The organism is Cellulomonas sp. URHE0023 (assembly GCF_000688475.1).
Classification (GTDB): domain Bacteria; phylum Actinomycetota; class Actinomycetes; order Actinomycetales; family Cellulomonadaceae; genus Cellulomonas.
Genome location: NZ_JIAN01000009.1, coordinates 15132 through 41476, shown reverse-complemented (window position 1 = coordinate 41476; position 26345 = coordinate 15132). Strand labels below are relative to the sequence as shown.

Below are 26345 nucleotides of genomic sequence, written 5' to 3'. Positions count from 1 at the left end.
GGGCGGCTACTTGTTGCCCTTGCCCTTTCCTGGGTGATCACCCTTGCCCTTGGGCGTCGTGGCCTTCGGCGCCGGCGGCGCGGGCGCGGGCGCGACCGTGGCGATGGGCGCCGTCTGGTCCGTGACCGCCTGCTCCGCCGCGGCGCGCTCCTGCTCGGCCGCGGCACGCTCCTGCTCGAGGGCGGCCGCCGCCGCACGCTCCTGCTCGGCTGCGGCCGCGCGCGCCTCCTGCGCCGAGAGCTCCGCCTGCACCTCGTCGAGCGCCGCGTCGATCTGGCCATACCGCTCGGTCGACACCTCACCGCGCCTGGCGCCCGCGTCGAGCTCGGTCCGCGTCGTCGCCAGCAGCGCCTCTGCGTCGTCCCAACGCCCGTCAGCCGCTGCGTGCGTGACGCCGAGCACCGCGTCCTGCAGGGTGCGCGCACGACTGGCAGCGAGGTCGGTCCCGCTGCCGCCGCAGCCCGCCAAGAGCAGCCCGGCGAGGGCGAGAGCCGTGCACCCGACGCGCCACCTCATGGCTGCACGCTCGTCTGGAGCCGGACGAGCGAGTCCCCGAGGGTTCCGGGGACCGTGGGGTAGACGGGCTGGGCGGGCGGGGATTGCGGTTCGCGCAGGTGCTGGCCGACCAGGAGGACACCGGTCGTCAGGAGCGCCAGCGCTCCGGCCACGAGGGCTGCGCGAGACGGGCCGAGGCGGCGCGTGGAGCCCTTGACGCCCGGACCTGTGCCCGTCGGTCCAGGCGTGACCGGGAGCACCCGGGTCCCGTCGGCGTCGGCCAGGGCCGCAAGCTCGGCCGCCACCTCGCGTGCCGCCGGTCGGTCGTCGGGCGACATCTGGGTCATCCGCGTCAGCAGGCCGACCAGGTCCGGGTCGAGGTCGGCCGGCACGTCCGGTGGGCCCGCCAACCGTGCCAGCGCCGCCTCGGCCGTGGTGCCCGAGAACGCCGGGCGTCCCGTCGCGCACTCGATCAGCACGAGGCCCAGCGTGTAGATGTCGCTCGCCGGCCCCAGTCCGACGCCCGTGGCCTGTTCCGGGCTCAGGTAGCGCACCGTGCCGAGCGTGACGCCGGTCATCGTCAGCCGGGTCCCGTCGGCGAGCCGAGCGATGCCGAAGTCGGCGACCTTCACCGTCGGCCCCGCGGTGCCGTCGGTGCCGTCGAGGGAGTCCGGGCCGGTCAGCAGGATGTTCGCAGGCTTGATGTCGCGGTGGATGATCTCGCGCTCGTGGACCGCAGCGAGTGCCAGGGCGATGTCCCTGCCGACCCGTGCCGTCTGCTCGGTACTGAGCCTGCCGTGGCGCAGGCGCTCGGCGAGCGTCGGGCCGTCGACCAGCTCCATCACCAGGTACACCTGTCGACCGCCGTGCGCGTCGTCGACGGTGCCGGCGTCGTACAGCGTGACCAGGCCGGGGTGGTGCAGGCCGGCCAGGACGCGGATCTCCGCCTGGTTGCGCAGGTAGGCGTCGGTGTCGTCGTCGACGCCGGGCAGGACCTTGACGGCGACGTCCCGCTCGAGCAGAACGTCGTGCGCACGGTGCACGACACCGAGCGCGCCGCGGCCCAGCACACCGTCGAGCCGGTAGCGGCCGTCGAGCAGGACCGGCTCCGGGGTGCCGCCGTCCGACGGTGCCTCGGGGCGCGTCCCGTCGACGTGTCCCAACATGTTCGAAAACGCTAGGTCGTCAGGATCGGGGCCGCACGCCGGCACCGGGTGAGTTCACCCGACCGTGGAACGGACCGGTCGGCCGATGGGCTCAGCCCGGCATCAGCCCGGCCGCCAGCGCGCGCACCTCGGGGTGGTCGTCCTCGTCGGCAACCTTCTGAAGGGAGTCCTGGAGACCGAGACTGGCCACCGACCTGACGGTGCGGGCCCGGATGCCGACGTCGGGGTCGGTCAGGAGCCGGTCGGCGATCGGTGCGGCGTGCTCCTGCGGCAGCGAGCCCAGTGCGGCGGCGGCGGACGCTCGGACCACGTCGTGCCGGCTCTGCGCTGCCAGGTCGACGACGCGGGCGGACCCGGCGGCATCGATCAGCGCGGCGAGATACGCGGCCTTCGAGGCGATCCGGGGCTCGTCCTCGGCGACGAGCGCCTCCAGGTTCTCGATCGACTCGGGTCCCGCCCTCGCGGCGAGGGCCGGGTAGTTCAGCTCGTCCCTGTCCAGGGCCTTGCGAAGCTCGTCGAGCTCCATGGTGACTCCCTACCGAACCGTGGGGTGGGCGAGCATGGTGTCCATCTCGGCCTGGATCAGGTCGGGGGGCGGGTTCGTGATGTTCCAGGTCCCGCCGCCCATCATCAACCTGTCGGTCGGCGCGACGTGGGGCAGACCGAGCACGTGCCCTGACTCGTGGCCCATGGTCCACCGTGACGCCACCGAGGTCACGACCGCCGCCCAGACGTTGTTCGGGTGGGCTGCGCACCCGTTCAGCGGCGGCACGGTCGAGCGCACGAAGTACACGCACAGGTCGTCGGCCGCCGCGTTGTTGCGGTTGGCGAAGAGCTGGTTCTGCTCGGTCGTGGTCGAGCCTGCGGTGCAGCCGCCCACGTCGAGGTCGTTGAGCAGCGGGAGGTCGAGCGACTCGGTGCTGGCGACGAACACGTCGATCCCGGCGGTCCGGTACACGTCCTGCATGCTCTGGACCATCTGCGCGCGGGTGACGCTCGTGGGCTCGGACAGGATCTTGACGTGCACGCGCAGCGCCTCGGTCTGGTGCCACCACGTCGAGTAGATGCGGCCGTCCGTTCCCGTCACGAACAGGTCCAGGTGGTCGGGGTACCGGGCGACGACGTCGATCGGGGAGGCCAGTGCTGCGGCTCCTCCCGAGACGTTGAACCACGTGCCCCATCCGGACGCGGCGTCCCACCAGGTCGAGTAGATCCGGCCGTCGGTTCCGGTGACGAACAGGTCGAGGTGGTTGGGGTTGCGTGCGACCACGTTGATCCGCGAGCGCGGGGCTGCGGCACCGCCGGCGACGTTGAACCAGCTGGCCCAGCCGGAGGCGGCGTCCCACCAGGTGGAGTAGATCCGGCCGTCGGTGCCGGTGACGAACAGGTCGAGGTGGTTGGGATTGCGCGCGATGGCGGTGATCGGCGCGCCGAGATGCGCGCGCCCGCCGGAGACCTGGAACCAGCTGGCCCAGCCGGAGGCGGCGTCCCACCAGGTCGAGAAGATCCGCCCGTCGGTGCCCGTGACGAATAGGTCGAGGTGGTTCGGGTTGCGTGCGATGGCCGTGATGGGCGACCCGAGCGCGGCGCGCCCGCCGGAGACCTGGAACCAGCTGGCCCAGCCGGAGGCGGCGTCCCACCAGGTCGAGTAGATGCCGCAGTCGGTGCCCGTGACGAACAGGTCGAGGTGGTCGGGGTTGCGCGCCACCACCTCCACGCGGGAGCCCAGGGCCGCGCGCCCGCCGGAGACCTGGAACCAGCTGGCCCAGCCGGACGCGGCATCCCACCAGGTCGAGTAGACGCCGCCGTCGGTGCCGACGACGAAGAGGTCCAGGTGGTTCGGGTTGCGTGCCACGACCGTGATCGGCGACCCGAGAGCGGCTCGGCCCCCGGACACCGGGAACCAGCTGGCCCAACCGGACGAGGCGTCCCACCAGGTCGAGTAGATGCCGCCGTCCGTACCCGTGACGAACAGGTCCAGATGATCAGGGTTCCGGGCGATGACACTGACCGGCGACCCGAGGGCCGCGCGTCCGCCAGAGACGTTGAACCACGATGCCCAACCCATGACTGCCCCGTTTGTGTGGAGTTGTCTGTTGTGCCGAGCCAACACCCTGCGTCATTCCGGGGTCAAGGCGTCTGACCGGTCGTCCCGTGAGGTCCCGAGCGCACCCACAGGTGTGAGCCGGTCGGGGCGAGATGTATCGAAGGCCGCTGCTGCGCGTCCTCTCTTTCACAGGAGCTGCTGCCTGGATCACCCGGCGCGGTTCACGCCCACCTGGGAGTGCGCGATGTCCAACCTGACGGCGACGCAGAACGGTACGAAGAACCCGGTCACCACCCATCCGGTGGCGGGTGCCCGGTCGAGGAAGAGGCCCGGGTCCGCCAGGCCCACGCCCGACGGCGGGTCCGTGACCGACCTGGCTCCGCAGCACCGCGCCACGTCCGGGCCGACGACGGCGCCCGAGACGCCGGTCACGGCACCGGCGGCGCAGCCGGAAGCGCCACCGCCGGCGAGGGACGTGCCCCCGTTCATGACGATCGCGTCGTGGCAGGCCAAGCCGGAGATGCGACGCCGGGACCTGGTGTGCCGGCTCGAGCAGGTCGAGGGCGACGTGCCGGACAAGGTTGCCCGCATGCTGCGCCGCAACCTCGACGACGTCGACCGCCTGCTCATCGGGAGGAGCAGGGGGCACCGCAGGGCGCAGGGGCCGCGGGAGTGGTTCACCGGCGGCCGGATCGAGACGGTCTGGCAGACGCTGCACGAGGTGGACCGTGCGCTCACCATGTACCGGTCGCGCCAGGACCTCGTGGGCAGCCTCGACGGGATCATCACCGAGGCGGAGCTGTTCCTGCCGAAGAACAACCGGCTCCTCGTCCAGGCGGCGGGCTGGTCGAGAAAGCCGCCCGAGGACCTCGAAGAGTTCCGCAGCGGCGTGCGCGACCTGCTCGGGCAGTCGCACGAGGCGTCCGACGCGTTCCACGAGGCGGCCCGCCGGCTCCGCAACGGGATGCTCGGGATCACGACCCTGACCGTCGTGTCGGTCGCCCTGCTGCTCCTCGTCCAGTCGCGGGTGCCGACCGTCGAGCTCGTCCCACCGCCGGACGGCTTCACCGGCAAACCGTGGGTCCTCCTGTCGTTCGTCATGCTCGCGGGTGCCCTGGGCGCATTCGTCACCGCGGTGCCCACGACGATCCGCGCACGGTCGGGCGGGCTCCCGTACCGCCTCCCGATCCAGCAGCGGATGCTGAAGCTCGCGGTCGGGCCGCTGCTCGCGGTGGTCGGGGTGATGCTCGTCGCCGGCGGACTCGTCGCGACGACGCAACCGGGAGGCATGTCGCAGCTGCTCGCCCTCGCGGTCGTCTTCGGCTCCGCCCAGCAGGCGATCACCACCTTCGCGGACAAGAGCGCGGGAGACCTCATGGCCACCAAGGACCCGACGACCTGACCGCACGCTCGTGGCCACGCGCACGGGTGGCGATCTGCAACGGCTCAGCGCGGCTCGCGCAGTCCGCTGGCCCGCCTGATCGGTCGCCCGACCGCCGTCCGCACGGCATCCTCCGTGCCGATCACGCGGACGTGCTCGCGTGCCCGGGTCACGGCGGTGTACAGGAGCTCACGGGTGAGCAGCGGGGAGGTCCCCGGCGGCAGAACGAGCGTCACGCGTGCGAACTGGCTGCCCTGTCCGCGGTGGACGGTCATCGCGTGGACGGGCTGGACCGTCGGGAGCTGGTACGGGCGGACCAGGCGCGGACTGTCCGGGTCCCCGAAGGCGACCGCGACACCGGTGCCGTCGGCGACGACCACTCCGGTGTCGCCGTTGTAGAGGCCGACCGGACGGCTGTTCTCGGTGACCAGGAGCGGTCGGCCGACCGGCCAGGCTCCGCCGGCTGGGGCGCCTGTGGCAGCGGCGACCCAGGTCTCCGCGGTCGCGGCCCAGTGAGCGACGCCGAACGGGCCCTCACGGTGGGCGAGCAGCAGCCGGTGCTCACCGAGGGCGCGCAGAGCCCCCGCGGCATCCCCGGAGCGGGCTGCCGAGGTCAGCGCGACACCCGTGGCCTCGACGTCGGCACGCAGCGCTGCCACGTCCGGTGCGGTGAGGCGGTCCTCGGACGACGGCTCGACCAGCTCCCGGTGCTCGTCGCCCGAGCGCAGGAGGGCGAGCGTCTCGTCGGCGTCGCCCCGGCGGATCGCCTCGGCGAGGTCGGCCAGGGCGGTGCCGTAGCGGTGGGCGTGGGTGAGCCGGACGACGCCGCGGGGCAGGGCAGCGACGAGGTCGCCCAGGACCGCGCCGGCCTCGACGCTCGCGAGCTGGTCAGGGTCGCCGACCAGCACGAGCCGCGCCGAGGGGCGCAGGGCGTCGGTGAGGCGGGCCATCAGGGGCAGCGAGACCATCGAGGACTCGTCCACCAGGACCACGTCGTGCGGCAGGTGGTGCTGCCGGTCGTGCCGGAAGCGCGTCGTGGAGTCGCGGCGGCGGCCGAGCAGCCGGTGGATCGTCATCGCCTGCAGCTCGCCGACGGCGGCGCGGTCGGCCGCGTCGAGCCTGGCGAGCTCCGCGTGCACGGCCTCCTGCAGGCGGGCGGCGGCCTTACCGGTGGGGGCCGCCAGGGCGACGCGCAGACCAGGACCGGCGGACGCCTGGAGGGCGGCGACCAACCGGGCGACCGTGGTGGTCTTGCCGGTACCCGGTCCGCCGGTCAGGACGGTCAGCCGGGACGTCGCCGCGGTCCGCAACGCCTCCCGCTGGGCGTCGTCCGCGTCCCGCGGGAACAGTCGCCTCACGGCGGCGTCGAGCGCTGCGGCGTCGGCGCTCGCCGGTCCGGCGTGGGTGACCGCCTGTCGGACCGTCTGCTCGTCGCGCCAGTAGCGGTCGAGGTAGACACGGCGGTCGACCCAGCGCATCGGGCGGTCCGCCGGGCCGTCGGGGCCGTCGGCCACCAGCGCGCTGCGACGAAGGGCCGCGTGCCAGCCGTCCGGCTCCGGCCACGGGACGTCGGGGTGCTCGAGCTCGTCCAGGGCGACACAGACCGACCCACCTCGCAGGGCAGCGACCGCGAGCGCAGCCGCCAGCAGGACCCGCTCGTCGGGCTCCTTGCCGATCGCCCCGAGGCGGCGGGCGACGTGGACGTCGGCCGCGACGAGGACCTCGGCGGCGACGAAGGGCGCGAGCAGACCGGTCACCCGCCACGGGACCCCAGCCGCGGCGCGGTCGTCGACGGTGCTCATCAGCGGCCTCCCGCGAGCAGGTCCGACAGGGCGACGACGAGAGCGGCGGGCGGCCGCCACGAGACGACACCGAACGGGACGCCAGCGGCGGTCGGGGTCGTCGGCCCCGCCATCCCGCGTAGGAAGAGGTACAGGCCGCCCCCCAGGTGCTGGGCAGGGTCGTAGGACGGCAGGCGCCAGCGCAGGTAGCGGTGCAGCGCGGCCGAGTAGAGCAGGAGCTGCAACGGGTAGTGGGCGTCCATCATCGCGGCCAGGGTGGCCTCGGGACGGTAGTGCCACAGGCTCAGCGGCTCGTCGAAGGCGCCGAGCCGGTTCGTCTTGTAGTCGACGACGAGGTAGCGGTGCCCGGCCGCACCGTCGGGGATCCGCAGCACCGCGTCGATCGAGCCCGTCAGATAGCCGCGCAGAGCGGTCGCCGAGACCGATCCGTCGTCGAGCCGGTCCGCGTACGCGGCGAACGGGTCGTCCGCGGAGAGGTGCTCGCGCAGCAGGCCGGCGACCTCGCGGACCGTCCGCGAGGACGTGCCGCCGCGAGTGTCGCCGCCCGCGAGCGGGAGCTCGAAGTCGAGCTCCGCGAGGCGGTCGGGGCCCGCGATCCCGGCGAGCGGGAGGCCGCCCGCCAGGGGGCCGAGCGGGGTCCGCAACGCGGGGAGGAGCGCGTCGGCGAGGTCCGGTGCGTGGGCGGCGGCACACTGGGCGGCCACCTCCGCGGCGAGGTCGGGAGCAGCGGCGTCCACGAGCTCGAGCACCCGGTGCGTGAGCGTTCCGAACAGCGTCCCTGCCGGGAGGTCCGCCATCGGGGATGCCGTTCCGCGCAGCTCGGCCTCCTCCTCGGGCGAGTACGTCTCGTCGTGCGGCGCGACGACGAGGTCGGGCTCGTCCTCGACGCCCGGCGCCTCCGGCTCGGAGCCGACGCGCTTCGCGTCGTGGGCCGTTGCGGTGAGCGCCGAGTAGGAGGTGCGGCGCCAGGTGACGTCGGGGCGACGCCCCAGGCTCGCGGCGTGCAGGTCCACCGCCTCGGAGGGTGCCGACGCCCACGGGACCACGGCTGTTGCCGACGTCACCAGCTCGAGCTCGAACGCGTCGCCCGCGAGCGACCGGAGCGCCGCGGTCGTCTTCGCGTCCGTGGTGGGTCTGACCATCTCGTCGGGCTTCCCGTCGGCGTCGCGACCGCCCAGCAGGAGGCGGGTGAGCGGCGCGCGCAGGGAGTTCCGCGACGGGGCCCACCAGGCGACGACCTGGCTGGTCGCGCGGGTCAGGGCGACGTACGCGAGGCGCAGACCCTCACCGGCATCGGCGGCGGCCCCCGCCTTCGCCGCCTCGTCGTACCCGGGGCTGCCCTTGCCCCCGACGTGCAGGAACCGCAGGTCGTCGCGGTCGTAGCCGATCGTCGCCGGGCTGTCCGGCACGAACTGGTCCCACAGGTACGGGACGAGCACGACCGGGAACTGCAGGCCCTTGCTCGCGTGGACCGTGATGACCTGGACGGCCGCCGCGTCCGTCTCCAGGCGACGGCTGCGCTCCTCGGTGTAGTCGCTGCCCGCCTCGTCGACGCGACCCCGCAGCCACTCGAGGAGCGCGGCCGCGCCGAGCCCGTCCCGCACGGCCGCGGCGTGCAGCACCTCACCGACGTGCCGGACGTCGGTGAGGCGTCGGTCCCCGTCGGACAGCCGTACGAGCCGCTCCCGCAGGCCGGCGGCGGCGGTCGCCTCGAGCAGCGAGGCGACGCCGTGGTCGTCCAGCACCCGCGACCAGGACCTCAGCCTGCCGGTGAGCTGGTCACGCTGCTCGTCGCTCGCCTCGGCCAGCTCGGTCGCGGTCCACCCCACGAACGGGGTGAGCGCGGCCGCGGACACGAAGCCGGGTACGCCTGGGCGGGCGAGCGCCGAGAGCAGGATCAGCCAGTCGCGCGCCGAAGGGGTGTCGAACACGCTCGACAGCATCGAGATGACGGCCGGGACCCCCGCTGCGGCCAAGGCTCGCTGGACCGCCACGGCGTGCGCGTTGACGCGCGTGAGCACGGCGATGTCGCCCGGCTGGACGGGCCGCCACTCGTCACCGTCGGCGATCTGCTCCTCCCGCAGCGTGCGCAGGACCTGCGCGGCCACGTCCGTGTGCACGAACTCGCGGCCGACGGCCACCGACGGGTTCTTCGCGTCGTCGGGCGCCTTCAGAGCCGCTCGGGTCACCTGGCGGACGCGGACGGCGGGTCCGCCGCGCAGGCGTCGTCCGGACCGGGCCGGCTCGATCGGGCGGACCGTGATGCGCGGGTCGCCGAGCGCGGTGCCGTTCAGGATCGGCGCGAGGCCGTCGATCACAGCGGGGTCGGCGCGCCAGTTCCGGTGGAGCGTCTGCGTGGTGGCGTCGGCGCGGGCGCGCAGGTAGGTGGCGACGTCCGCGCCGCGGAACCGGTAGATCGCCTGCTTGGGGTCGCCGATCAGGACGAGCGTGCGGTGCTGGTGGAACGCCGTCCGCAGGATGTCCCACTGCACCGGGTCCGTGTCCTGGAACTCGTCGACCATCACCACGCTGTAGCGGGACCGGACCCGTTCGGCGGCGACGGGACTGTCCACGAGCGCGTCCCGGAGCAGGACGAGCAGGTCGTCGTAGTCGAGCACGTGCTGCGAGCGCTTGCGCCGGAGCAGCTCGGCGCGCGCGGCGACGGCCAACCCGTACGCGTCCCGGGCCGTCGACCCGGCCGGAGCGTCCGCGGGCTCCAGTGCTGCCGCCGAGTCGCTGATCGCCTCGTGCGCGATCTGTCGCGCCTCGGGCACCGACAGCACGGGCTCGGCCGAGTCCTTGTACTTGCGCAGGTAGAGGTCGTCGACCACCTCCGCCTCGAGGTCCGCGATGTCGGGGACCAGCCGCGCATCCGGCTCGACGTCGCCGATCGTGCCCAGCGACGCGAGCATCTGCTGGCAGAACCCGTGCGTGGTCGTGATCGTGGCGGCGTCGAACTCGGCCAGCGCGGTCGTGAGGCGCTTGGCCCGCTCAGCCCGGTCCGAGCGGGCGAGCAGCGCGATCACCGGGTCGTCCGGGATGTCACCCGTGCGCAGCGCGCGTTCGACCTCGACCAGGCGGTCCCGGACGCGCTCGCGCAGCTCGGAGGTGGCCAGCCTGCCGAACGTCACGAGCAGGAGCTCAGGCAGGCGGGCGACGCCCTCGGCGACGTAGCGCACCGCGAGCGAGGCGATCGTCGTCGTCTTGCCCGTGCCGGCGCTCGCCTCGAGGACGACGGTTCCGAGGGGGAGCGGACCGCACACGTCGAACGGGGCCAGGTCGCCGCTCACGTGAACGCCACCTCCTCGTGCACCAGGAGGTCCGACCACAGCGCCACCGACAGCTCACCCAGCTCGCGCGCGGGCAGCCGCTCGAACGTGAACGGGTCGCCGAACGCGAGCAGGAGGTAGGGGTCGACGGACTCGAACCCGCCGCGTCCACCCGTGGCGTCCGCGGCGGTGCCGAGCTCCGCGCGCGCCGCGTCGAGCGCGTCCGCCTCCTCACCCCCGCCGACCCGGTGGTGCGCGTACGCGTAGCTCACGCCGAGCGCGAGCGGCAGTGGGGCGCACAGCGCCTGGTCGCGCAGAGCGACCAGACCGGCGAGCATCCTGCGGGCGTCGTCGGGCGCGGGCGCGGTGAGCAACGCCAACCGTGACCTCAGTCCCAGGCCGCGTCCGATGGTGGCCGCCGCCGGCGTGCGGTCCGGGAACGCGGCCGCGAGGGCGAGCAGCTGGACCCATGCGCGCAGGCGGTGCTTGGGGGCGAGGCGGGAGAACACCGTGCGGACCAGCACGTCGCCGCGCAGGCCGGTGACCGTGCCCGTGACCACCCGTCCGTCGGGCAGGGGCACCGTGACGTCCACGCTCGTGCTCGGCTCGACCAGGTAGCGGTCCGTCGCTGCGAGGAGAGGCTCGACCTGCGCCTGGATGGCCCGGAGCGCCGCGCCACCGAGCGTCGCGGGTGGCATGTGGCCCCGCCGCCGCTCAGCGGCCGCGGCATCGGCCAACGGGACCCCGGCGAGCGCCGCCTGCAGCAGCCGGTCACCGATGGGCCACCGGTCGAGCCCGCTGAGCTCGAGCGGGAGCCGGTCCTCGAGCTGCGACTCGTCGCCGGGCAGGCTCGCACCGAGGCGGCCACGGACGAACGCGCGGACCGGGTGCTCGAGGGTGGACGCGAGGTCGTCGAGGTCGATCGCGTCACCCAGCGGAGGAGCGAGCGGGCTGGGGACGAACGGCGGTGCGGCCGACCGGGTCCCACGGCCCGCGACGGCCGCCGCAAGGTCCACGGTGTCGAAGCTGAACGCGTCGGGCCGCCCGAGCGCACCCGTGACGAAGTTGCGCTCGTCGACGGTCTGCAGCGGATGCCGCACCACCTGCGCGCGGGCGTCGCCGTCGACCGCCGCGTCCAGGGCGTCGAGCAGCTCGCCCACGGGGACGGCCGGCGGGCGAGGAGCGCCCGTACGCTCGTCGGCACCGGAGTACACGACCACGAGGTGCTCCTGCGCACTGGTCACCGCGTCGAGGAAGAGCTGACGGTCCTCCTGCCGGGCATCTCGCTCGCCGACCAGCGGGTCCCGCGCCAGGATGTCGTCCCCGTCGCGACCCGACCCGCGAGGGAACGCACCGTCGTCCATGCCCAGCAGGGCGACCACCCGGTGCGGCACGGCACGCATCGGCGCCAGCGAGCAGACGGTCAGCGCCCCCGTGCGGAAACCCGACCTGGTCGGGCGCCCGACCAGCTGCGGTTCGAGCAGCGCCACGACGTCGGGAAGGCGCAGCGTCGAGTCGCCTGCCGCGGTGCGTGCGAGGGCCAGGGCGCGGGCGGCCTCCACCTGCTGCCAGCGATCGGCCGGCGGCACGTCGGTGAGCAGCGTGACCGCGTCGTCGAGCGCATCGAACCAGTGGCCCGCCGGGTGCACGCCCGAGAGAAGCGCGAGCGTCCCGGTGAGCCGGTCGAGGAGCTCGGCGAGCCGTCCCACGAGGTCCACATCGGTCGACCCGACGTCGTCGACCGGCAGGACCGTGCCGACGAACCGCTGGTCCTCCTCGGCCATGGCGACACCGAGCAGGAGGCGGTCCAGGGCGGTCGACCACGTGCCCTGCGCCAGCGACCCGAGCTGGTAGCGCTCGCGGCGGGACAGGTCCTCGCCCCAGCGGGCTCCGGACTCGATGGCCCAGGTGCGGATGCGGTCCAGCCCTTCGTCGTCGAAGGCGAACCGGCGCCGAACGGGCGCCTGACCCGCGAGGTCGACCACCGCGGACGCTCCGACGCGCGAGTCGGCGAGCTCGAGGAGCGTGGCCACGACCGCGAGCACCGGGTTGGCTCCTGCCGGTGCCCGGTCGGCGATCCGCACGCGCAGCGTGCGGCCGGGGTGCTCGGGGGTGTCGTCGTCCGTGCCTGCCGCCGGCCCGAACGCGGCCTCGACGAGCGGTGCGAACGCCTCGACGTCGGGGCACATGACGATCACGTCGCGTGGTTCGAGGGTCGGGTCGTCGGCGAGCAGCCCGACGACCACCTCCCGGAGGACCTCCACCTGACGGGAGCGGCCGTGGCAGGCGTGCACCTGGACCGACCGGTCGCCGGGGGCGAGCACCGAGGGCGCCTCATCGGTCCGGTCGTCGGCGATGCGGCGCTGGAGTGCGCCGAGGGCCGTGTCGGGCCGGGGCGCGGAGGCGACGACGGTGACGTCGGGCCGTAGCGTCAGGATGCGCGTGCCGAGCTCGACCGCGTCGCAGGCCATCGACGCGAGCATCGGGTGGCGCGCGGGTGTCCGCAACGCGGCCCGTCTCGTCGGCGCGGGCGGCAGCCGCTCCCAGAGGGCGAGCGACGGCTGGGGGACCCACAGGTGGACCTCGCGGTGCACCGCGAGAGCGTCGAGCACCCGCAGCTGGCCGTCGGGCAGGGCCGTCGCCCCGAACACCGACAGCCGGGCCGGCAGGTCGACGCTCGAGGGGTCGGTCCGCAGCCGGGCCACGACGTCGTCGAGCCGTTCGGCGGGTGCAGGAGCCTCGACGGCGTCGTGCACGCTGCGCCAGAGCTGCGCCTGCCATGCAAGGTCGTCGGGCAGCGCCTCGCCGGTGCCGTCCCCGTCGCGGCCCGCGGCCCAGGCGCGCAGCATCGCCGGGCGCTGGGCGTCGTAGGTGCCGAACAGCCGGGCCACCCGGTGCGCGAGCCGGAACCGCCTGCTGCGTCGGACCTCGTCGGACTCCTCACCCAGGTAGCGGCGCACCGTGGCGAGCCAGTCGTCGTCGAGGTGCGCGTCGAGAGCGGCGAGGACGTGCCAGGGCAGTGCCGCGGCGCTCCACGGGTCGTCGTCGAGGCTGCTGCCGAGCGCGTCGGCGACCAGGCGCTGCGGCGAGGGGAACAGCACGTTCGCGCAGACGCCGTCGCCCGTGGCGCTGCCGAGCCGGTGCGAGAGCCGTTGAGCTACCCACCGCTCGACGCCCCGGGTGGGCACTGCGACGACGTCCGGCGTGAAGGGGTCCGCCGGTGCGACGAGCAGCACCTCTGCGAGGGCGTCGACAAGGACGTCCGTCCGCTCGGCGACGTGCACCCGGAGCCCGGAGGGCGTCGTCGAGGTCACCGGGGAACTCTAGCGATCTGGCCTGGCCGTGGCCGGGGCCGTGCACAGGGCTACGCGATGTTCGGGGTCTGGCCGTCGTCCTCGCGACCGGGTTCGTCCACGGGAGGGCCGCCGCCCATGATCCGGTGACGCTAGGGCGCCGTCGAGCGAACTATCGTGTGTCGACCTGCCCCACGGACGCTCGACGAAGGGATGGCGCGTGACCGCGCAGCCTGTGCTCACGCCTCTGACCAGCAACGCGATCTTCCTGGTGCTGAGCATCCTCCCGGGCGGCGAGGCTGCGGTCCGCGACGTCCTGACCGACGTGACGGCTCTGGAGCGCTCGGTCGGGTTCCGCGTTCCCGAGGCCGGTCTGGCGTGCGTCGTGGGCATCGGGTCGACGGCCTGGGACCGGCTCTTCACCGGACCGAAGCCGGCGGGACTGCACCCGTTCCGGGAGGTGTTCGGCGACAAGCACCGGGCCGTCGCGACCCCCGGCGACCTCATGTTCCACATCCGCGCACGGCAGATGGACCTCTGCTTCGAGCTCGCCACGCACCTGGTCGACCGGCTCCGGGGCGCGGCGGTCGTCGTCGACGAGGTGCACGGGTTCAAGTACTTCGACGAGCGCGACCTGCTCGGGTTCGTCGACGGCACCGAGAACCCCGCGGGCGAGACGGCGCTGGCCGCGGTGACCGTGGGCGGCGAGGACCCGGGGTTCGAGGGGTCCAGCTACGTCGTCGTGCAGAAGTACCTGCACGACCTGGACACCTGGAACGCCCTGCCGGTCGAGGTGCAGGAGCACGTGATCGGTCGGTCCAAGGCCTCGAACCTGGAGCTACCCGACGACGTCAAGCCGTCGAACTCGCACGTCGCGCTGACCGTGATCGAGGAGCCTGACGGGACCGAGCGCAAGATCGTGCGCGACAACATGCCGTTCGGCAGGGTCGGCCGGGGGGAGTTCGGGACGTACTTCATCGGGTACGCGAACCACCCCGACGTGATCGAGCAGATGCTCACCCACATGTTCGTCGGCAAGCCGCCCGGGAACTACGACCGCATCCTCGACTTCTCGACCGCGGTCACAGGGAACCTGTTCTTCGTTCCCACGGTCGAGCTCCTCGACGACGGCCCGGCCGGGGTCGAGACCGTCAGCGTCACCACCGACCCCTCACTGGGGATCGGCAGCCTGAGAGGGAGCACATCGTCATGAACAACCTGCACCGCGAGCTCGCACCGATCTCGGGGGCGGCGTGGGACGACCTCGAGGCCGAGGCGCGACGCACGTTCACACGGCACGTCGCCGGACGGCGGGTGGTCGACGTCGTCGGTCCGGCCGGGGACTCGCTCGCCGCGGTGGGCACCGGCAAGGTCTCGCCGGTGGCGCCGCCCGCCGACGGTGTGCGTGCCCAGGTGCGTCTGGCGCAGTCGCTGGTCGAGCTGCGCGTGCCGTTCACCGTGGACCGGCAGTCGGTCGACGACGTGGAGCGCGGCCGCAAGGACCCCGACTGGCAGCCGGTCAAGGACGCCGCGATGCAGATCGCCTTCGCCGAGGACCGTGCGATCTTCGAGGGCTTCGCCGCGGCGGGCATCGACGGGGTCCGGGCGAGCACCTCGAACGCACCGATCGCCCTGCCGTCGGAGGTCCGTGACTACCCGAACGCCGTGACGCAGGCGCTCACCGAGCTGCGTCTGGCGGGCGTCGACGGCCCGATCGCCCTGCTCCTGTCCGCGGAGCTCTACACGGCCGTGACCGAGACGTCCGACCACGGCTACCCGATCCGTGAGCACCTGGCCCGCGTCGTCGACGAGATCATCTGGGCACCGGCGATCGACGGCGGGTTCCTGCTGTCGACCCGCGGCGGCGACTACGAGCTCCACCTGGGGCAGGACCTGTCGATCGGGTACCTCTCGCACGACGCGACCAGCGTGCAGCTCTACTTCCAGGAGTCGCTGACGTTCCTGGTGCAGACGAGCGAGGCGGGTGTGGCTCTCACGAACGGCTGATCAGCCCGCGATCTTCGCCCTCACCAGCGCGACGAGCCGACCGAGGTTCACGGTCCAGCCGACGCCGAACACGCGGGGGTTGATCAACCGGGTGCTCGTCGGGTTCCACATCCGCTCCTTGACCCGGGCGAAGGTGGGGAAGCGCAGGTCGTACGGCACGAAGCCGATGACCACGCCGTTCCACGTCCGCTGCTCGGGCGGGGTGCGCAGCTCCTTGACGACGGCGGTGACGACCAGGGCGAAGCTGATCAGCTTGACCAGGCGGTCGAGGTCGCGTGAGCGTCGGGGGCGTACTTCGGTCGTGGGCATCTCGACTCCTGGGTCCGGGTGGCTCGTGGTCCACCCGACAGCCTGCCGCAGTTCCCTCGACCAGGACAGGCGTCGCACGGCGGGCGTGCGGCGCCCCGATCTCTACGGCTGAGGTGTCTCGCCCGTGCCTGTCGTGCCTGTGGCCAGGGGCAGGATCACGGAGTCGATCATCTGGAGCACGAAGGCGTCGTCCACCTTCAGACCGGCGACCATCTTGCGGTAGGAGATCATCGCCGGCGCGACCGCGGCCACCATGTCGAGGTCGATGTCGGGGCGGAGCTCTCCGCGCAGCTGTGCACGCTCGAGCAGGTTGCGCATCAGGCGCACGCGTGAGGCGACGAACTGCTCGTGGAACACCGTCGCGAGGCCGGGGTTCTCGCGTACCGCGGACATCAGGCCGTGCATGAGCTCTGCGGCTTCGTCGGCTGGACGGCCGAGGCGGACGGCCAGGAGGTCGCCGCGCAGCGAGCCGGTGTCGGGGATGTCCGCGATGTCTGCCGACATGCCCCGCGCGCAGACGACGGCGTCGACCGTGAGCTGCACCTTGGAGGGCCAGCGGCGGTAGACGGTCGCCTTGCCGGTGCCGGCACGGTCGGCGACGGCGTCCATCGTCATGCCGTCGAAGCCCTCTTCGGCCAGCAGCTCGCGGGCTGCGGCGAGGATCGCGTCGTCCTTGGACTCGTCCCGCCGGCGGCCCGGCTTGCGCGCAACAGTCGTCTCCACAGGGCTCCTTCGCCGGCTGACGAACAACATGACAGATGTAACGATACTCGGGGGTTCCGGAACTGGCGAGTTCTGTATTAGTGTCGGACGCACCGACCCCCGACATCCCCCCGGAGCATCATCATGTCGATCCCCGTCCCAGAAGACACCAGGCACCGCTGGTGGGTCCTCGCCACCGTCGCGCTCGCCCAGCTCATGGTCGTGCTCGACGCGACCATCGTGAACATCGCCATGCCGTCCGCCCAGGCCGACCTGGGGTTCAGCGACAACGACCGGCAGTGGGTCGTCACCGCGTACGCGCTCGCGTTCGGCAGCCTGCTCCTGCTCGGCGGTCGGCTGGCCGACATGTTCGGCCGTCGGCGCATGTTCCTCGTCGGGCTCGTCGGCTTCGCGGCCGCCTCCGCCCTCGGCGGGGCCGCCCAGACGTTCGAGCTGCTCGTCGGAGCCCGCGCGCTGCAGGGCGTGTTCGCCGCGGTCCTCGCACCCGCCGCGCTGTCCGTCCTGACCACCACGTTCACGCAGCCCAAGGAGCGGGCCCGCGCGTTCGGCGTCTTCGGCGCGATCGCCGGCATGGGCGGCGCCATCGGTCTGATCCTTGGCGGCTACCTCACCGAGAACTTCAACTGGCGCTGGAACCTGTACGTCAACGTGTTCATCGCGGCGTTCGCGTTCGTCGCCGGCAGCATGCTGCTGTCCCGCACGGTCGTCCGGCACCACAACCAGCTGGACCTGTCCAGCATCCTGCTCGCCTCGGGCGGCCTCTTCCTGCTCGTCTTCGGCTTCTCCCAGGCGGAGCCCAAGGGCTGGTCCTCGCCGGAGGTCTGGGGCTCCCTGGCTGCCAGCGTCGTGCTGCTGGTGGGCTTCGTGCTCCGGCAGCGCACCTCCGAGTTCCCGCTGCTGCCGCTGTCGATCGTCCAGGACCGTGACCGTGGCGCCTCGTTCCTCTCGATCCTCGTCGCAGGCTCGGGAATGTTCGGCGTCTTCCTGTTCCTCACTTACTACCTGCAGCTGACCAAGGGCTACTCGCCCATGCAGACCGGTACGGCGTTCCTGCCGATGATCGTGGCCATCGTGATCACGGCCCAGCTTCAGACGAACCTCCTCGTGCCGCGGTTCGGGCCCAAGATCGTCGTGCCGTTCGGCATGGCGATGGGCGTGGGCGCGATGCTGTGGTTCTCCCAGCTCCAGGCCGACAGCGGGTACGCGCACGTCCTGATCGGGCTGGTCGCCATGGGCATCGGGATGGGCTCGATCATGCCGCCGTCGTTCCAGGCGGCGACCCTCGGCGTGCCGCGCTCGTCGGCCGGCGCGGCCTCGGCGATGGTCTCGACGAGCCAGCAGGTCGGAGGTGCCATCGGCACGGCGGTGCTCAACACGATCGCCGCCACGGTGGCGACCGCGTACATCACCGACCACCAGCCCGCCGGGCCGGACGTCATCGCCGCGGGGGCGATCCACTCCTTCTCGGTGACCTACACCTGGGCCGCGGGCTTCTTCGCCGTCGGTCTGGTCCTGAGCGCGAGCCTGTTCCGGACCCGCGCCGACCGGGCCGCGCGGCTCGAGTCCCCGGCAGCGGCCCCCGCTGCGGCCGAGGATGCGGTGGTGCTCGCGCACTGACCCGGCATCGACAGAGCGCCGTCGCCCCGATCGGGCGGCGGCGCTCCGTCGTCTGTCCTTCCGTCGTCTGCACCCGTGAGCCGCAGCATCACGCACGGCGCACCGCGCGCCGGACTGCCGTCTACCCGTCAGCCGCAGGCCCCGACGCGGCGCACCTCGCGCGCGGGCTGCAGCTCGTCGACGACCCACAGGCGCCCGGCGAGGCTCGGTCGCTCACGCCGCTGCGAGAAGCTCCGCGAGTCGCTCCAGCACCGTCGGCCAGGTGTCGTCGCCGTCGCCATCCGCACCGAGCTCGTCGACCTCGAGGCGGACGGTGCAGCCGTCCTCGTCCGGCGCGATCTGCCACGTGAGATAGACGGGCGGGTCGTCGCCCACGCCCTGCAGCACGTAGGACAGGCGCTCACCCGGCCGGCAGCACAGCACCTCTCCGCGGAGGGCGTGGCCCAGGGGATGGGCAGCGTGCAGCGTCGCGTGGTTCGTCCACGACGACACCAGGGTCATCCCGTACAGGTAGGTCGGCGTCTGCTCGCTGTCCGTGAGCGCGGACCAGACGCGTGACGCGCTGACGGGGGTGCGGCACGTGTACGCGCGGCTGACGAGCTCGTTCATCCCGGCGCCTCTCCTCGGTGAGCGACCTCCCCAGGATCCCGTACGACGCCGGTCATGGCGGGGTGAACTTCTCGCCGTCGTCTACGCCGCGAGCCCCTGGTCGCCGCGGCCAGCGCTCCGGCGGCTCGGAACCACCGTGCCGTCGCCGACGACCGAGTCCTCCTCGATGTGCGCCCCGTGCTCGACCACCACCGCTGCGCCGAGGCGCGCCCTGCTGCCGATGTGAGCGCGGTCGCGTACGCGCGACCCACGCCCGACGTGCACGTGCGATCCGACGACCACGTCGGCGCCCACTGCGACGTCCCGGTCGATCCAGCTCCACTCGTCCACCCGCGTCCGGTCACCCACGGTCGCGCCGGCCTCGACGTACGCGGTCCGGGCGATCGTGGCGTCTGCGCTCACGCGAGCATCCGGGGAGACGAGCCCCCCGCCCTTCGCGTGCGGGTCGTAGCGCACCGTGCGGCCGTTGTCGTCCTCGAACTCGACACGGCCCTTCCTCTTCGACATTGCCGTCCACTTCTTCGGAATCGTTGGCGTTATGTCATAACAGCCGAGCGGCCGAGTCGATTCCTTCGGGCAATCAGTCGGGGAGCTGCGGCGTGGCGAAGCCCTCCCCGGTACGCAGGAGGCTGGCGCGACGCACGGCTGAGGAACCGAACCGGGCCGAGACGCCGTCCAGAGCGACGTCGAGACCGCTGTGGTCCGGACCGTCCAGCGGAAGCACCATCTGGTAGAACTCGTCCGACTCGAGGCCCGTGAGCGCTATGCCGACCAGCGTCAGCCCGCGTGCCCTGATGAGCGGACCCGCCGCGTCGAGCAGCACCAGCGCGGTCGTGGCGATGTCCGCACCCGAGGAGGTCGCCTGCGGCATCGAGCGCGAGCGGGTGGCCTTGGTGTAGTCCTCGAAGCGCAGGCGCAGGACGACCGTGCGGGCGGTGCGGTGACCGGTGCGCATGCGTCGGCAGACCCGGTCGACCAGGCCGAGCAGTGCAGCCCGGACGAACGCGTCCTGGTGCGGACCGTGCCCGATCGCACGCTGCGCACCGATCGACCCCCGCGGCCTGCCCGTGATCACCGTGGCGGGCGTCCGTCCGTGCACGACCGCGTACAGGTGCCGCCCGGCCGCGGGTCCCAGAGTGCCGGTGAGCACCGACTGGGGGAGGGCTGCGACGTCACCCGCGGTGCGCAGGCCGTAGGCGTGCAGCTTGGCGGCGGTGATCTCCCCGACGCCCCAGAGCTGCTCGAGCGGTAGCGGGTAGAGGAACGCGTCCTCCCCGTCGGGCGGCACCAGCAAGAGACCGTCGGGCTTGGCCACCCGGCTGGCCACCTTCGCCAGGAACGGTGTGCGGGCCACACCGACGGTGATCGGCAGGCCCACTTCGTCGCGGACCCACTCCCGCAGGCGTGCGCCGATCTGCAGCGGAGGGACGTCGATGCGGTGCAGGCCGCCGACGTCGAGGAACGCCTCGTCGATCGAGACGCCCTGCACTCGCGGGGTCGTGCGCCGGAAGAGCTCGAACACGGCCTTGCTCGCCTCGACGTAGGCGTCGAAGCGGGGCCGGACGATGATCAGGTTCGGGCACAGGGCGCGCGCCTGCCGTCCGCCCATCGCGGTGCGCACGCCCCGGCGTTTGGCCTCGTACGACGCCGCCAGCACGACCCCGCCGCCGACGGCGACCGGTCGTCCGCGCAGCCGCGGGTCGTCACGCTGCTCGACGGAGGCGTAGAAGGCGTCCAGGTCGGCGTGCAGGATCGTGGAGCTGGGGGGTCGGGGCTCGGGCACGAACATATGTTCGACCCGACCGCCGACATCCGCTAGCGTCGATGGCTAGCGCCACCCGGACGGGGCTGTCGTCCGAGGCCCGCGAACCGCTACGTTCGGCCCACCAACGTCGCTGGGAGCATTGTGCTGATTCGTACCGGTCCTGCCCGTGCTCGCGCGATGCTCCGTGCGGTCGCATTCGTCGCTGCCGCGGCTGTGGTGTCGGTGGTAGGAGTCTCCGGCTCCCGTCCGGCGTCCGCCGCGACCGACGAGCAGCTGGCACGCTACGTGAGCTCGGTGTACGCGGACCTCTTCGACCGCGCTCCCGACCCCACCGGCGCGGCGGGGTGGCTCCTCGCGCTGCGCACCGGCGGGCCGCGGGTGGCGGTGGCCAATGCGATCACGTCCAGCCACGAGTTCCGGTCGCGGCTGATCACCGACACGTACCTGAAGTTCCTGGGTCGCGGTCCGGACCCGCAGGGACTGCAGAACTGGCTCACGGCGATGGACCTGGGTGCCACGATCTCGCAGATCAGCTCAGGGTTCATCGCGTCGGACGAGTACTACGCGCACAACGGCGGTCAGCCGGTGCCGTGGGTCAGCGCGATGTACCGCGACGTGCTCGGGCGCACCGCCGGTCCAGGCGAGGCGGCGGACTGGGCTGCGGGGCTGCTGCAGGGCCGCGCGTCGCGGACGTCGATCTCGATGGGCATCCTGCTGTCTGCCGAGCACCTGACCCCGGTGGTCGAGGGCTACTACCAGAAGCTGCTCAAGCGGAGTCTGGATCCGACGGGTCAGCGCAACTGGATCGCGCTGCTGCAGGCGGGCACGCACGACGAGGACATCATCGGCGGCATCGTGGCGAGCGACGAGTACTGGGCGTTGGCGGTGCGGCCCGTGCCGACCGGCATCGCTCTCGCCGGTGCGGCCCAAGCGGTCGCGGGGACGCACGTGCCGTTCACCGTCACTCTCGTCGCGGACGGCACCGGGCTGCGTGACGTCACCACGGAGACCGTGCTGGCGATCTCGGCCGGTGGCACGTGCGCGGCCAGCGCGTGCTGGGCCACGGCCGCGGGCGACTACACGGTGACGGGGTCCTGGAAGGGCTTCACGACGTCGGCCGTGCTGCACGTGACCCACGGCCCTGCGGTGTCCGGCTCGATCGCCGTCGCCGGCCTCGCGGCGCCGAACGGGGGCAACATCCCGGCCGGTGCCTCGACAGCCGTCACCGTCACGGCTACCGACGCCGGCGGCAACCACTGGGACGCGACGGCGGACTTCACCGTGAAGCTCGACGGGACGCCGTGCGCGACCGTGTGCGGTCCCTTCGGCGCAGGCAACCACACCGTCACGGCTGTGCCGGCGACCGGGTCGGTGCCCGTTGCGCCGGTGACCGTCGTCGGCAAGAACCCGACAGCCCCCGGTAGTCGCCTCTTCAGCTGGGATGTCGATGGCGACGGGAACGCCACTGGCCCGGTCCAGGTCGGCACGGGAACATGGTGGACCTCGCTCGCCGCCTCCGACTACACAGCATCCGCCCGCCGGTCGGACGGCTCGACATGGTCCTGGACCGGGGATGCGGGCTCGGCGCCGTCGTGGACTGCCGGAACGGGAACCTCGCAGACGGCGTCGTCGATCTTCGACCTGCAGACCGGTCGGTTCGCCGAGTTCACGCCGGGCGGGCTCAAGGGCTGGGGTTCCAACGAGAACGGAGAGATGGGCACCGGCTCCGCCGACGCCGTCGTCCGGGAGCCGACGCCCGTCGCCGGCGCAGCGGGCAAGACCTGGAAGACCGTCGTCGGCGACGACGGCTTCACGCTCGGGCTGACAGGCGACGGCGAGCTGTGGGCGTGGGGTGACAACGGCTACGGGACCTTCGGTGCGCCGTCGGCGCCGAGCAGCCGGGTTCCGGTGCGGATCGGCACCGACCACTGGAAGTCCGTCGCGACCGGGTGGTGGACGTCGGTCGGCGTCCGCAGCGACGGAACGCTCTGGCAGTGGGGCCTGGGGTTGGACGGTGCCAGGCTGAGCGGGCCGCAACAGATCGGGACGGCGACCACCTGGGAGAGCGTCGTCGCCTCGAACTGGGACTTCGCTGCGCTGACCACGACGAAGGAGCTCTGGACCTGGTACGGCTCGGCCTGGGCGGAGCCGGAGGACGTGGCGCCCCACCTGGTCCCGGCGCCTGCCACCTGGAACAAGGTGGCGGTCGCGTTCGCGCAGTGGTCCGGCATCGCGTCCGACGGCTCCCTGTGGACGGGGGACACCAGAGGCTGGGCCGCCCCGATCCGTCTCGGCACGGACGTCGGTTGGGTCGACGTCGAGGCGTGGGACAAAGGGGTCCTGGCGCTGCGGCCGTGAAGTGGCGCCCCGGCTCGCCCCGCACGGCGAGCCGGGGCTCCGAGCTCGACCTACCCGACGCGGGTGAGCCGGACGTGCCAGGCGTCGGGTCCGTCGACCAGGACCTCGACGTCGACCTCGGCGCGCTCGCGGAGCTGCGCGATCAGCGGCAGCGGCAGGTGCGGCGCGACGATGACGAGCGACTGGCCCGCCGGGATCGCCGCGAACGCCCCGAAGACGGTCGCGTGCCGGATGGCGTGGGGGATCGGCCGGACGTCCAGCACGGGGTCGGCCTCGTCGTGGCCACCGCACCCGCACGAGTGGGCCTCGGTGGGCTGCGGGGCGGTGGGAAGGATCTCGACGTGCTCGGCGGACATGTTCTCTCCTTGGTGAGGGGTCAGCGGGGTGCGCCGGGGCGCTCGGCGCGCTCCCAGCCACGACGGGGGGTCCGGCTGCCCAGGCCGGTGGCGTCTCGGGACCGGTACACGATGTACGGGCGGGTCATGTACCCCAGCGGTGCCGAGAAGACGTGGACGAGCCGGGTGAACGGCCACAGTGCGAAGAGGCCGAGGGCGCACAGGATGTGCAGCTGGAACGCGAGGGGCACGTGGGCCATGAGCTCGGGGTCCGGCTGGAACGTGAGCAGGCTGCGGATCCAGGGCGAGATCGAGCCGCGGTAGTCGTAGGCGTCGCCCAGCAGCTGGAACATGACGGTCGCGGTCGTGCCGAGCGCCAGGGTTGCGCCCAGGACGACGTACATGACCTTGTCCATGCGGGTCGTGGCCAGGAACACCGGACCGACGGTGCGTCGCCGGTAGATCAGGATCGCGAGACCGGCCAGCGTGAGGACCGCGGCGATCGTGCCCATCCAGGTGGCACCCAGGTGGTAGACGTGCTCCGAGACCCCGACGGCCTCGAGCCACGCCCGCGGGACGAGCAGCCCGACGACGTGCCCGCCGATCACCATGAGGATCCCGATGTGGAACATGGGCGAGCCCAGGCGCAGCAGGCGCGACTCGTAGACCTGGGACGACCGGGTGGTCCAGCCGAAACGGTCGTACCGGTACCGCCACAGGTGCCCGACGACGAACACGGCCCCCGCGACGTACGGCAGCACCACCCAGAGCAGGATGTCGCGCGTGCTCATGCCGGGACCTCCGAGCGAACGGTGGGGAAGGGGAGCAAGGGAGCGGACAGGCCGACGGTCTCGCTCGGAGGGCCGCTGGACACGAGCTCGGCGAACCGTGCGGCGGTGGCCTCGTCGACCGCCGGCAGCGTCAGGCAGACCGCGTCGAGAACGTGCGCGTACGGCGTGCGCACGTGGTGCAGAGCCGAGCGCAGGAGCTCGATACCCGCGCGGTGGCTGCCGAGGAGGGTGTCCGCAACCGGCCCGGGGTCACGGGACGACAGCTCCAGGACCGTCGGAAGGTGGTCGGGCAGCTCGTCGTCTCGCGGTACCCACCCGCAGGCCCGGTAGGCCTCGACGAACGTCACGAGCGCCATGCCGCGGCGTCGGGTGTCACCGGCCGCGTAGTAGGTCAGGTAGAGCGCGCAGCGGCGCCGCAGGTCGAACGTCTCGACGTAGTGCGCCTGCTGGGCGTCCAGGTCGAGCGCGTCGGCCGCGTCGAGGTACCGGGCGAACGCCGCGGCGACCGGGTCGGACAGGATGCCGGTCGCGTCCCGCAGCAGGGCGTGCCGGTCGCGCAGCTCCTGCGTCGGGTACTCGAGCAGCAGCGACGCCGCCATGTGCGCGACGGCACGCTCGCGCGGGTGCGCGTCGACAGGCTCGAGGAACGGCAGGGACGGCGCCTTGCCGACCCCCGTGCGGCGGCGGCTCATCGCTCGCCCTCCGGCCCTTCGCCGTACCCGTCCTGGCCGGGCTCCGGCGGGAACAGGCCAGGTTCCGCACCGTTGCCGTCCCAGTTCAGCAGGTTGACGCGGGTGGCGGCGCCAGCCGGCTTGTCCGCGGTCTGCCGGTTGCGTAGCGCGTGGAACGTCTCCACCGCCGCGCGCATCGGGCGCCCGGAGGACGACCCGAACTTGCCGGCGCCGCCCATGCCGGGTCCACCGTCGACGTCGAGCGAACAGCCCGACGCGGTCTCCTCGAGCGCGGCCGCGCTCTCGGCGTGCGCGGCCGGGATGACGTAGCGGTCCTCGTACTTCGCGATGGCGAGCAACCGGTACATCGCCTCGATGTCGTCGGCGGTCATGCCGACCGAGGACGCGATGCGCGGGTCCTGCTCGGTGCCGAGGTTCACGTTGCGCATGTGGGCGCGCATCGCGGCGAGTCGCTGCAGGACGGCGGTGACAGGTGCCGTCTCGCCCGCGGTGAACAGTCCGGCCAGGTACTCCACGGGGATGCGGAGCCGGTCGATGGCCGCGAACAGCGTCCGCGCGTCCTCACCGTCGTTGCCCGACCCGGTGACCACGTCCACGACGGGGGACAGCGGCGGGATGTACCAGACCATCGGCATGGTGCGGTACTCGGGGTGCAGCGGCAGGGCGACCTGGTACGTGCTGATGAGCTTCCAGATCGGGGACCGCTGCGCGGCGTCGATCCAGTCGCGGGGGATGCCCTCACGCTCCGCAGCGGCGACCACCGCCGGGTCGAACGGGTCCAGGATCACGGAGCGCTGCGCGTCCAGCAGCTGCGTCGGGTCCTCGACCGAGGCGGCCTCGAGCACCCGGTCGGCGTCGTACAGCACGAGCCCGAGGTAGCGCAGCCGGCCTACGCACGTCTCCGAGCACACCGTGGGCAGGCCGACCTCGAGGCGCGGGTAGCACATCGTGCACTTCTCGGCCTTGCCGGTCTTGTGGTTGAAGTAGACCTTCTTGTACGGGCAGCCGGACACGCACATGCGCCAGCCGCGGCACTGGTCCTGGTCGACCAGCACGATGCCGTCCTCGGCGCGCTTGTACATGGCGCCCGACGGGCACGACGCGACGCACGACGGGTTGAGGCAGTGCTCGCAGATGCGCGGCAGGTAGAACATGAAGGCCTGCTCGAGCTCGGCCGTGACGCTCTCACTCATCTGCTTGAGGATCGGGTCGTCCTGCATGGTCTCCATCGACCCACCGAGGTTGTCGTCCCAGTTGGCCGACCAGTGGATCTGCATGGCCTTGCCGGTGAGCAGCGACATGGGCTGCGCGACCGGCGTGTGCTCGCCCTGCGGGGACGACAGCAGCGCGTCGTACTCGTAGGTCCACGGCTCGTAGTAGTCGCTGATCTCGGGCAGCTTGGGGTTGGAGAAGATGTGGGCGAGCTTGCTGAACCGCCCGCCGGACCTCAGCTTCAGCCGGCCGCGCTTGGTCCGGACCCAGCCGCCACCCCACCGCTCCTGGTCCTCGTACGAGCGCGGGTACCCGACGCCGGGCCGCGTCTCGACGTTGTTGAACCAGACGTACTCGACGCCCGTGCGGTTGGTCCACGCCTGCTTGCAGGTGACCGAGCACGTGTGGCACCCGATGCACTTGTCGAGGTTCATCACCATCGACATCTGAGCCATGACCTTCATGCGAGAACCC

The 26345-nt window shown here is 72.6% G+C and carries 22 protein-coding genes; 5 read left to right on the top strand and 17 right to left on the bottom strand.

Translation table 11 applies throughout. The features are described from left to right. Window positions 1–6 precede the first annotated feature (6 nt). The 5 genes from N553_RS0117100 to N553_RS23315 all read right to left on the bottom strand — a co-directional run bounded on the left by N553_RS0117100 (window position 7) and on the right by N553_RS23315 (window position 4197). Window positions 7–516, bottom strand: coding sequence for a hypothetical protein (locus tag N553_RS0117100; protein WP_028047546.1), 510 nt, complete (start codon window positions 514–516; stop codon window positions 7–9). Further along, on the bottom strand, window positions 513–1661 hold the full coding sequence (locus tag N553_RS0117095) for a serine/threonine-protein kinase (RefSeq protein ID WP_028047545.1): 1149 nt from the start codon (window positions 1659–1661) through the stop codon (window positions 513–515). The genes N553_RS0117100 and N553_RS0117095 overlap by 4 nt, the downstream gene beginning before the upstream one ends. Before the next feature lie 91 nt (window positions 1662–1752). Next, window positions 1753–2187, bottom strand: coding sequence for a HEAT repeat domain-containing protein (locus tag N553_RS0117090; protein WP_028047544.1), 435 nt, complete (start codon window positions 2185–2187; stop codon window positions 1753–1755). Between the two features lie 9 nt (window positions 2188–2196). Next, the gene (locus tag N553_RS24450) at window positions 2197–3729 is read right to left on the bottom strand and encodes a hypothetical protein (RefSeq protein WP_051640303.1); all 1533 of its coding nucleotides are present in this window, start codon (window positions 3727–3729) and stop codon (window positions 2197–2199) included. 186 nt (window positions 3730–3915) lie between these two features. Next, on the bottom strand, window positions 3916–4197 hold the full coding sequence (locus N553_RS23315; protein ID WP_034623195.1) for a hypothetical protein: 282 nt from the start codon (window positions 4195–4197) through the stop codon (window positions 3916–3918). Here N553_RS23315 and N553_RS23310 point away from each other — a divergent pair. After that, window positions 4196–5110: a hypothetical protein gene (locus tag N553_RS23310; protein WP_051640302.1), complete on the top strand. Its 915-nt coding sequence runs from the start codon at window positions 4196–4198 to the stop codon at window positions 5108–5110. The genes N553_RS23315 and N553_RS23310 overlap by 2 nt on opposite strands. Before the next feature lie 44 nt (window positions 5111–5154). On the opposite strand, the gene recD is transcribed toward N553_RS23310, so the two are convergent. From recD to recC, 3 genes are read right to left on the bottom strand one after another with little or no spacing between them, the layout of a single operon-like run. Beyond that, a complete protein-coding gene (gene recD / locus N553_RS0117070) occupies window positions 5155–6891 on the bottom strand; it encodes an exodeoxyribonuclease V subunit alpha (protein WP_051640301.1) in 1737 nt (578 codons plus the stop codon). Then, complete coding sequence (locus N553_RS0117065; RefSeq protein ID WP_028047542.1) at window positions 6891–10181, bottom strand: UvrD-helicase domain-containing protein; 3291 nt, start codon at window positions 10179–10181, stop codon at window positions 6891–6893. The genes recD and N553_RS0117065 overlap by 1 nt, the downstream gene beginning before the upstream one ends. Then, window positions 10178–13474: an exodeoxyribonuclease V subunit gamma gene (recC, locus tag N553_RS23305; RefSeq protein WP_034623191.1), complete on the bottom strand. Its 3297-nt coding sequence runs from the start codon at window positions 13472–13474 to the stop codon at window positions 10178–10180. Before recC ends, N553_RS0117065 begins: the two co-directional genes overlap by 4 nt. 199 nt (window positions 13475–13673) lie before the next feature. Here recC and N553_RS0117055 point away from each other — a divergent pair, with 199 nt between their 5' ends. Next, window positions 13674–14666, top strand: a complete 993-nt coding sequence (locus N553_RS0117055; RefSeq protein ID WP_028047541.1) for a Dyp-type peroxidase — start codon at window positions 13674–13676, stop codon at window positions 14664–14666. After that, window positions 14663–15460 carry a family 1 encapsulin nanocompartment shell protein gene (locus N553_RS0117050; RefSeq protein ID WP_028047540.1) on the top strand — a complete coding sequence of 266 codons (798 nt, stop codon included), beginning with the start codon at window positions 14663–14665 and terminating at the stop codon, window positions 15458–15460. Before N553_RS0117055 ends, N553_RS0117050 begins: the two co-directional genes overlap by 4 nt. On the opposite strand, the gene N553_RS0117045 is transcribed toward N553_RS0117050, so the two are convergent. Both N553_RS0117045 and N553_RS0117040 read right to left on the bottom strand, forming a co-directional pair. Next, complete coding sequence (locus N553_RS0117045; protein WP_028047539.1) at window positions 15461–15769, bottom strand: DUF5808 domain-containing protein; 309 nt, start codon at window positions 15767–15769, stop codon at window positions 15461–15463. It abuts the gene before it with no gap. Window positions 15770–15871: 102 nt separating this feature from the next. Further along, on the bottom strand, window positions 15872–16492 hold the full coding sequence (locus tag N553_RS0117040) for a TetR/AcrR family transcriptional regulator (protein WP_028047538.1): 621 nt from the start codon (window positions 16490–16492) through the stop codon (window positions 15872–15874). 123 nt (window positions 16493–16615) lie between these two features. Here N553_RS0117040 and N553_RS23300 point away from each other — a divergent pair, with 123 nt between their 5' ends. Next, window positions 16616–18109 carry an MFS transporter gene (locus N553_RS23300; protein ID WP_051640300.1) on the top strand — a complete coding sequence of 498 codons (1494 nt, stop codon included), beginning with the start codon at window positions 16616–16618 and terminating at the stop codon, window positions 18107–18109. 213 nt (window positions 18110–18322) lie between these two features. Here N553_RS23300 and N553_RS0117030 read toward each other — a convergent pair whose 3' ends face one another. The 3 genes from N553_RS0117030 to dinB all read right to left on the bottom strand — a co-directional run bounded on the left by N553_RS0117030 (window position 18323) and on the right by dinB (window position 20507). Next, entirely contained in the window at window positions 18323–18718 is a 396-nt protein-coding gene (locus tag N553_RS0117030) for an SRPBCC domain-containing protein (RefSeq protein WP_028047537.1), read from the bottom strand. Window positions 18719–18799: 81 nt separating this feature from the next. Continuing rightward, window positions 18800–19225 (bottom strand): hypothetical protein, encoded by a 426-nt coding sequence (locus N553_RS0117025; protein WP_028047536.1) that lies wholly within the window; start codon window positions 19223–19225, stop codon window positions 18800–18802. A gap of 73 nt (window positions 19226–19298) precedes the next feature. Continuing rightward, window positions 19299–20507 (bottom strand): DNA polymerase IV, encoded by a 1209-nt coding sequence (gene dinB, locus N553_RS0117020; RefSeq protein ID WP_028047535.1) that lies wholly within the window; start codon window positions 20505–20507, stop codon window positions 19299–19301. Between the two features lie 153 nt (window positions 20508–20660). Between dinB and N553_RS0117015 the strand changes: the two genes are divergently transcribed. Next, window positions 20661–22841 (top strand): DUF4214 domain-containing protein, encoded by a 2181-nt coding sequence (locus N553_RS0117015; protein WP_028047534.1) that lies wholly within the window; start codon window positions 20661–20663, stop codon window positions 22839–22841. 50 nt (window positions 22842–22891) lie between these two features. Here the strand turns inward: N553_RS0117015 and N553_RS0117010 are convergent, their stop codons facing one another. From N553_RS0117010 to narH, 4 genes are read right to left on the bottom strand one after another with little or no spacing between them, the layout of a single operon-like run. After that, window positions 22892–23197, bottom strand: coding sequence for a DUF2249 domain-containing protein (locus N553_RS0117010; protein ID WP_051640299.1), 306 nt, complete (start codon window positions 23195–23197; stop codon window positions 22892–22894). Between the two features lie 20 nt (window positions 23198–23217). Beyond that, on the bottom strand, window positions 23218–23967 hold the full coding sequence (gene narI, locus N553_RS0117005) for a respiratory nitrate reductase subunit gamma (RefSeq protein ID WP_028047532.1): 750 nt from the start codon (window positions 23965–23967) through the stop codon (window positions 23218–23220). Beyond that, entirely contained in the window at window positions 23964–24659 is a 696-nt protein-coding gene (gene narJ, locus N553_RS0117000; RefSeq protein WP_028047531.1) for a nitrate reductase molybdenum cofactor assembly chaperone, read from the bottom strand. Before narJ ends, narI begins: the two co-directional genes overlap by 4 nt. Next, complete coding sequence (gene narH / locus N553_RS0116995) at window positions 24656–26335, bottom strand: nitrate reductase subunit beta (protein ID WP_028047530.1); 1680 nt, start codon at window positions 26333–26335, stop codon at window positions 24656–24658. Before narH ends, narJ begins: the two co-directional genes overlap by 4 nt. Window positions 26336–26345: the final 10 nt, after the last annotated feature.

Bases quoted from the DNA above. Each gene is read 5' to 3' on its own strand.
- N553_RS0117100 (WP_028047546.1), bottom strand. From the start codon at position 516: ATGAGGTGGCGCGTCGGGTGCACGGCTCTCGCCCTCGCCGGGCTGCTC.
- N553_RS0117095 (WP_028047545.1), bottom strand. From the start codon at position 1,661: ATGTTGGGACACGTCGACGGGACGCGCCCCGAGGCACCGTCGGACGGC.
- N553_RS0117090 (WP_028047544.1), bottom strand. From the start codon at position 2,187: ATGGAGCTCGACGAGCTTCGCAAGGCCCTGGACAGGGACGAGCTGAAC.
- N553_RS24450 (WP_051640303.1), bottom strand. From the start codon at position 3,729: ATGGGTTGGGCATCGTGGTTCAACGTCTCTGGCGGACGCGCGGCCCTC.
- N553_RS23310 (WP_051640302.1), top strand. From the start codon at position 4,196: ATGACGATCGCGTCGTGGCAGGCCAAGCCGGAGATGCGACGCCGGGAC.
- N553_RS23315 (WP_034623195.1), bottom strand. From the start codon at position 4,197: ATGAACGGGGGCACGTCCCTCGCCGGCGGTGGCGCTTCCGGCTGCGCC.
- recD (WP_051640301.1), bottom strand. From the start codon at position 6,891: ATGAGCACCGTCGACGACCGCGCCGCGGCTGGGGTCCCGTGGCGGGTG.
- N553_RS0117050 (WP_028047540.1), top strand. From the start codon at position 14,663: ATGAACAACCTGCACCGCGAGCTCGCACCGATCTCGGGGGCGGCGTGG.
- N553_RS0117045 (WP_028047539.1), bottom strand. From the start codon at position 15,769: ATGCCCACGACCGAAGTACGCCCCCGACGCTCACGCGACCTCGACCGC.
- N553_RS23300 (WP_051640300.1), top strand. From the start codon at position 16,616: ATGTCGATCCCCGTCCCAGAAGACACCAGGCACCGCTGGTGGGTCCTC.
- N553_RS0117030 (WP_028047537.1), bottom strand. From the start codon at position 18,718: ATGAACGAGCTCGTCAGCCGCGCGTACACGTGCCGCACCCCCGTCAGC.
- N553_RS0117025 (WP_028047536.1), bottom strand. From the start codon at position 19,225: ATGTCGAAGAGGAAGGGCCGTGTCGAGTTCGAGGACGACAACGGCCGC.
- dinB (WP_028047535.1), bottom strand. From the start codon at position 20,507: ATGTTCGTGCCCGAGCCCCGACCCCCCAGCTCCACGATCCTGCACGCC.
- N553_RS0117015 (WP_028047534.1), top strand. From the start codon at position 20,661: ATGCTCCGTGCGGTCGCATTCGTCGCTGCCGCGGCTGTGGTGTCGGTG.
- N553_RS0117010 (WP_051640299.1), bottom strand. From the start codon at position 23,197: ATGTCCGCCGAGCACGTCGAGATCCTTCCCACCGCCCCGCAGCCCACC.
- narI (WP_028047532.1), bottom strand. From the start codon at position 23,967: ATGAGCACGCGCGACATCCTGCTCTGGGTGGTGCTGCCGTACGTCGCG.
- narJ (WP_028047531.1), bottom strand. From the start codon at position 24,659: ATGAGCCGCCGCCGCACGGGGGTCGGCAAGGCGCCGTCCCTGCCGTTC.
- narH (WP_028047530.1), bottom strand. From the start codon at position 26,335: ATGAAGGTCATGGCTCAGATGTCGATGGTGATGAACCTCGACAAGTGC.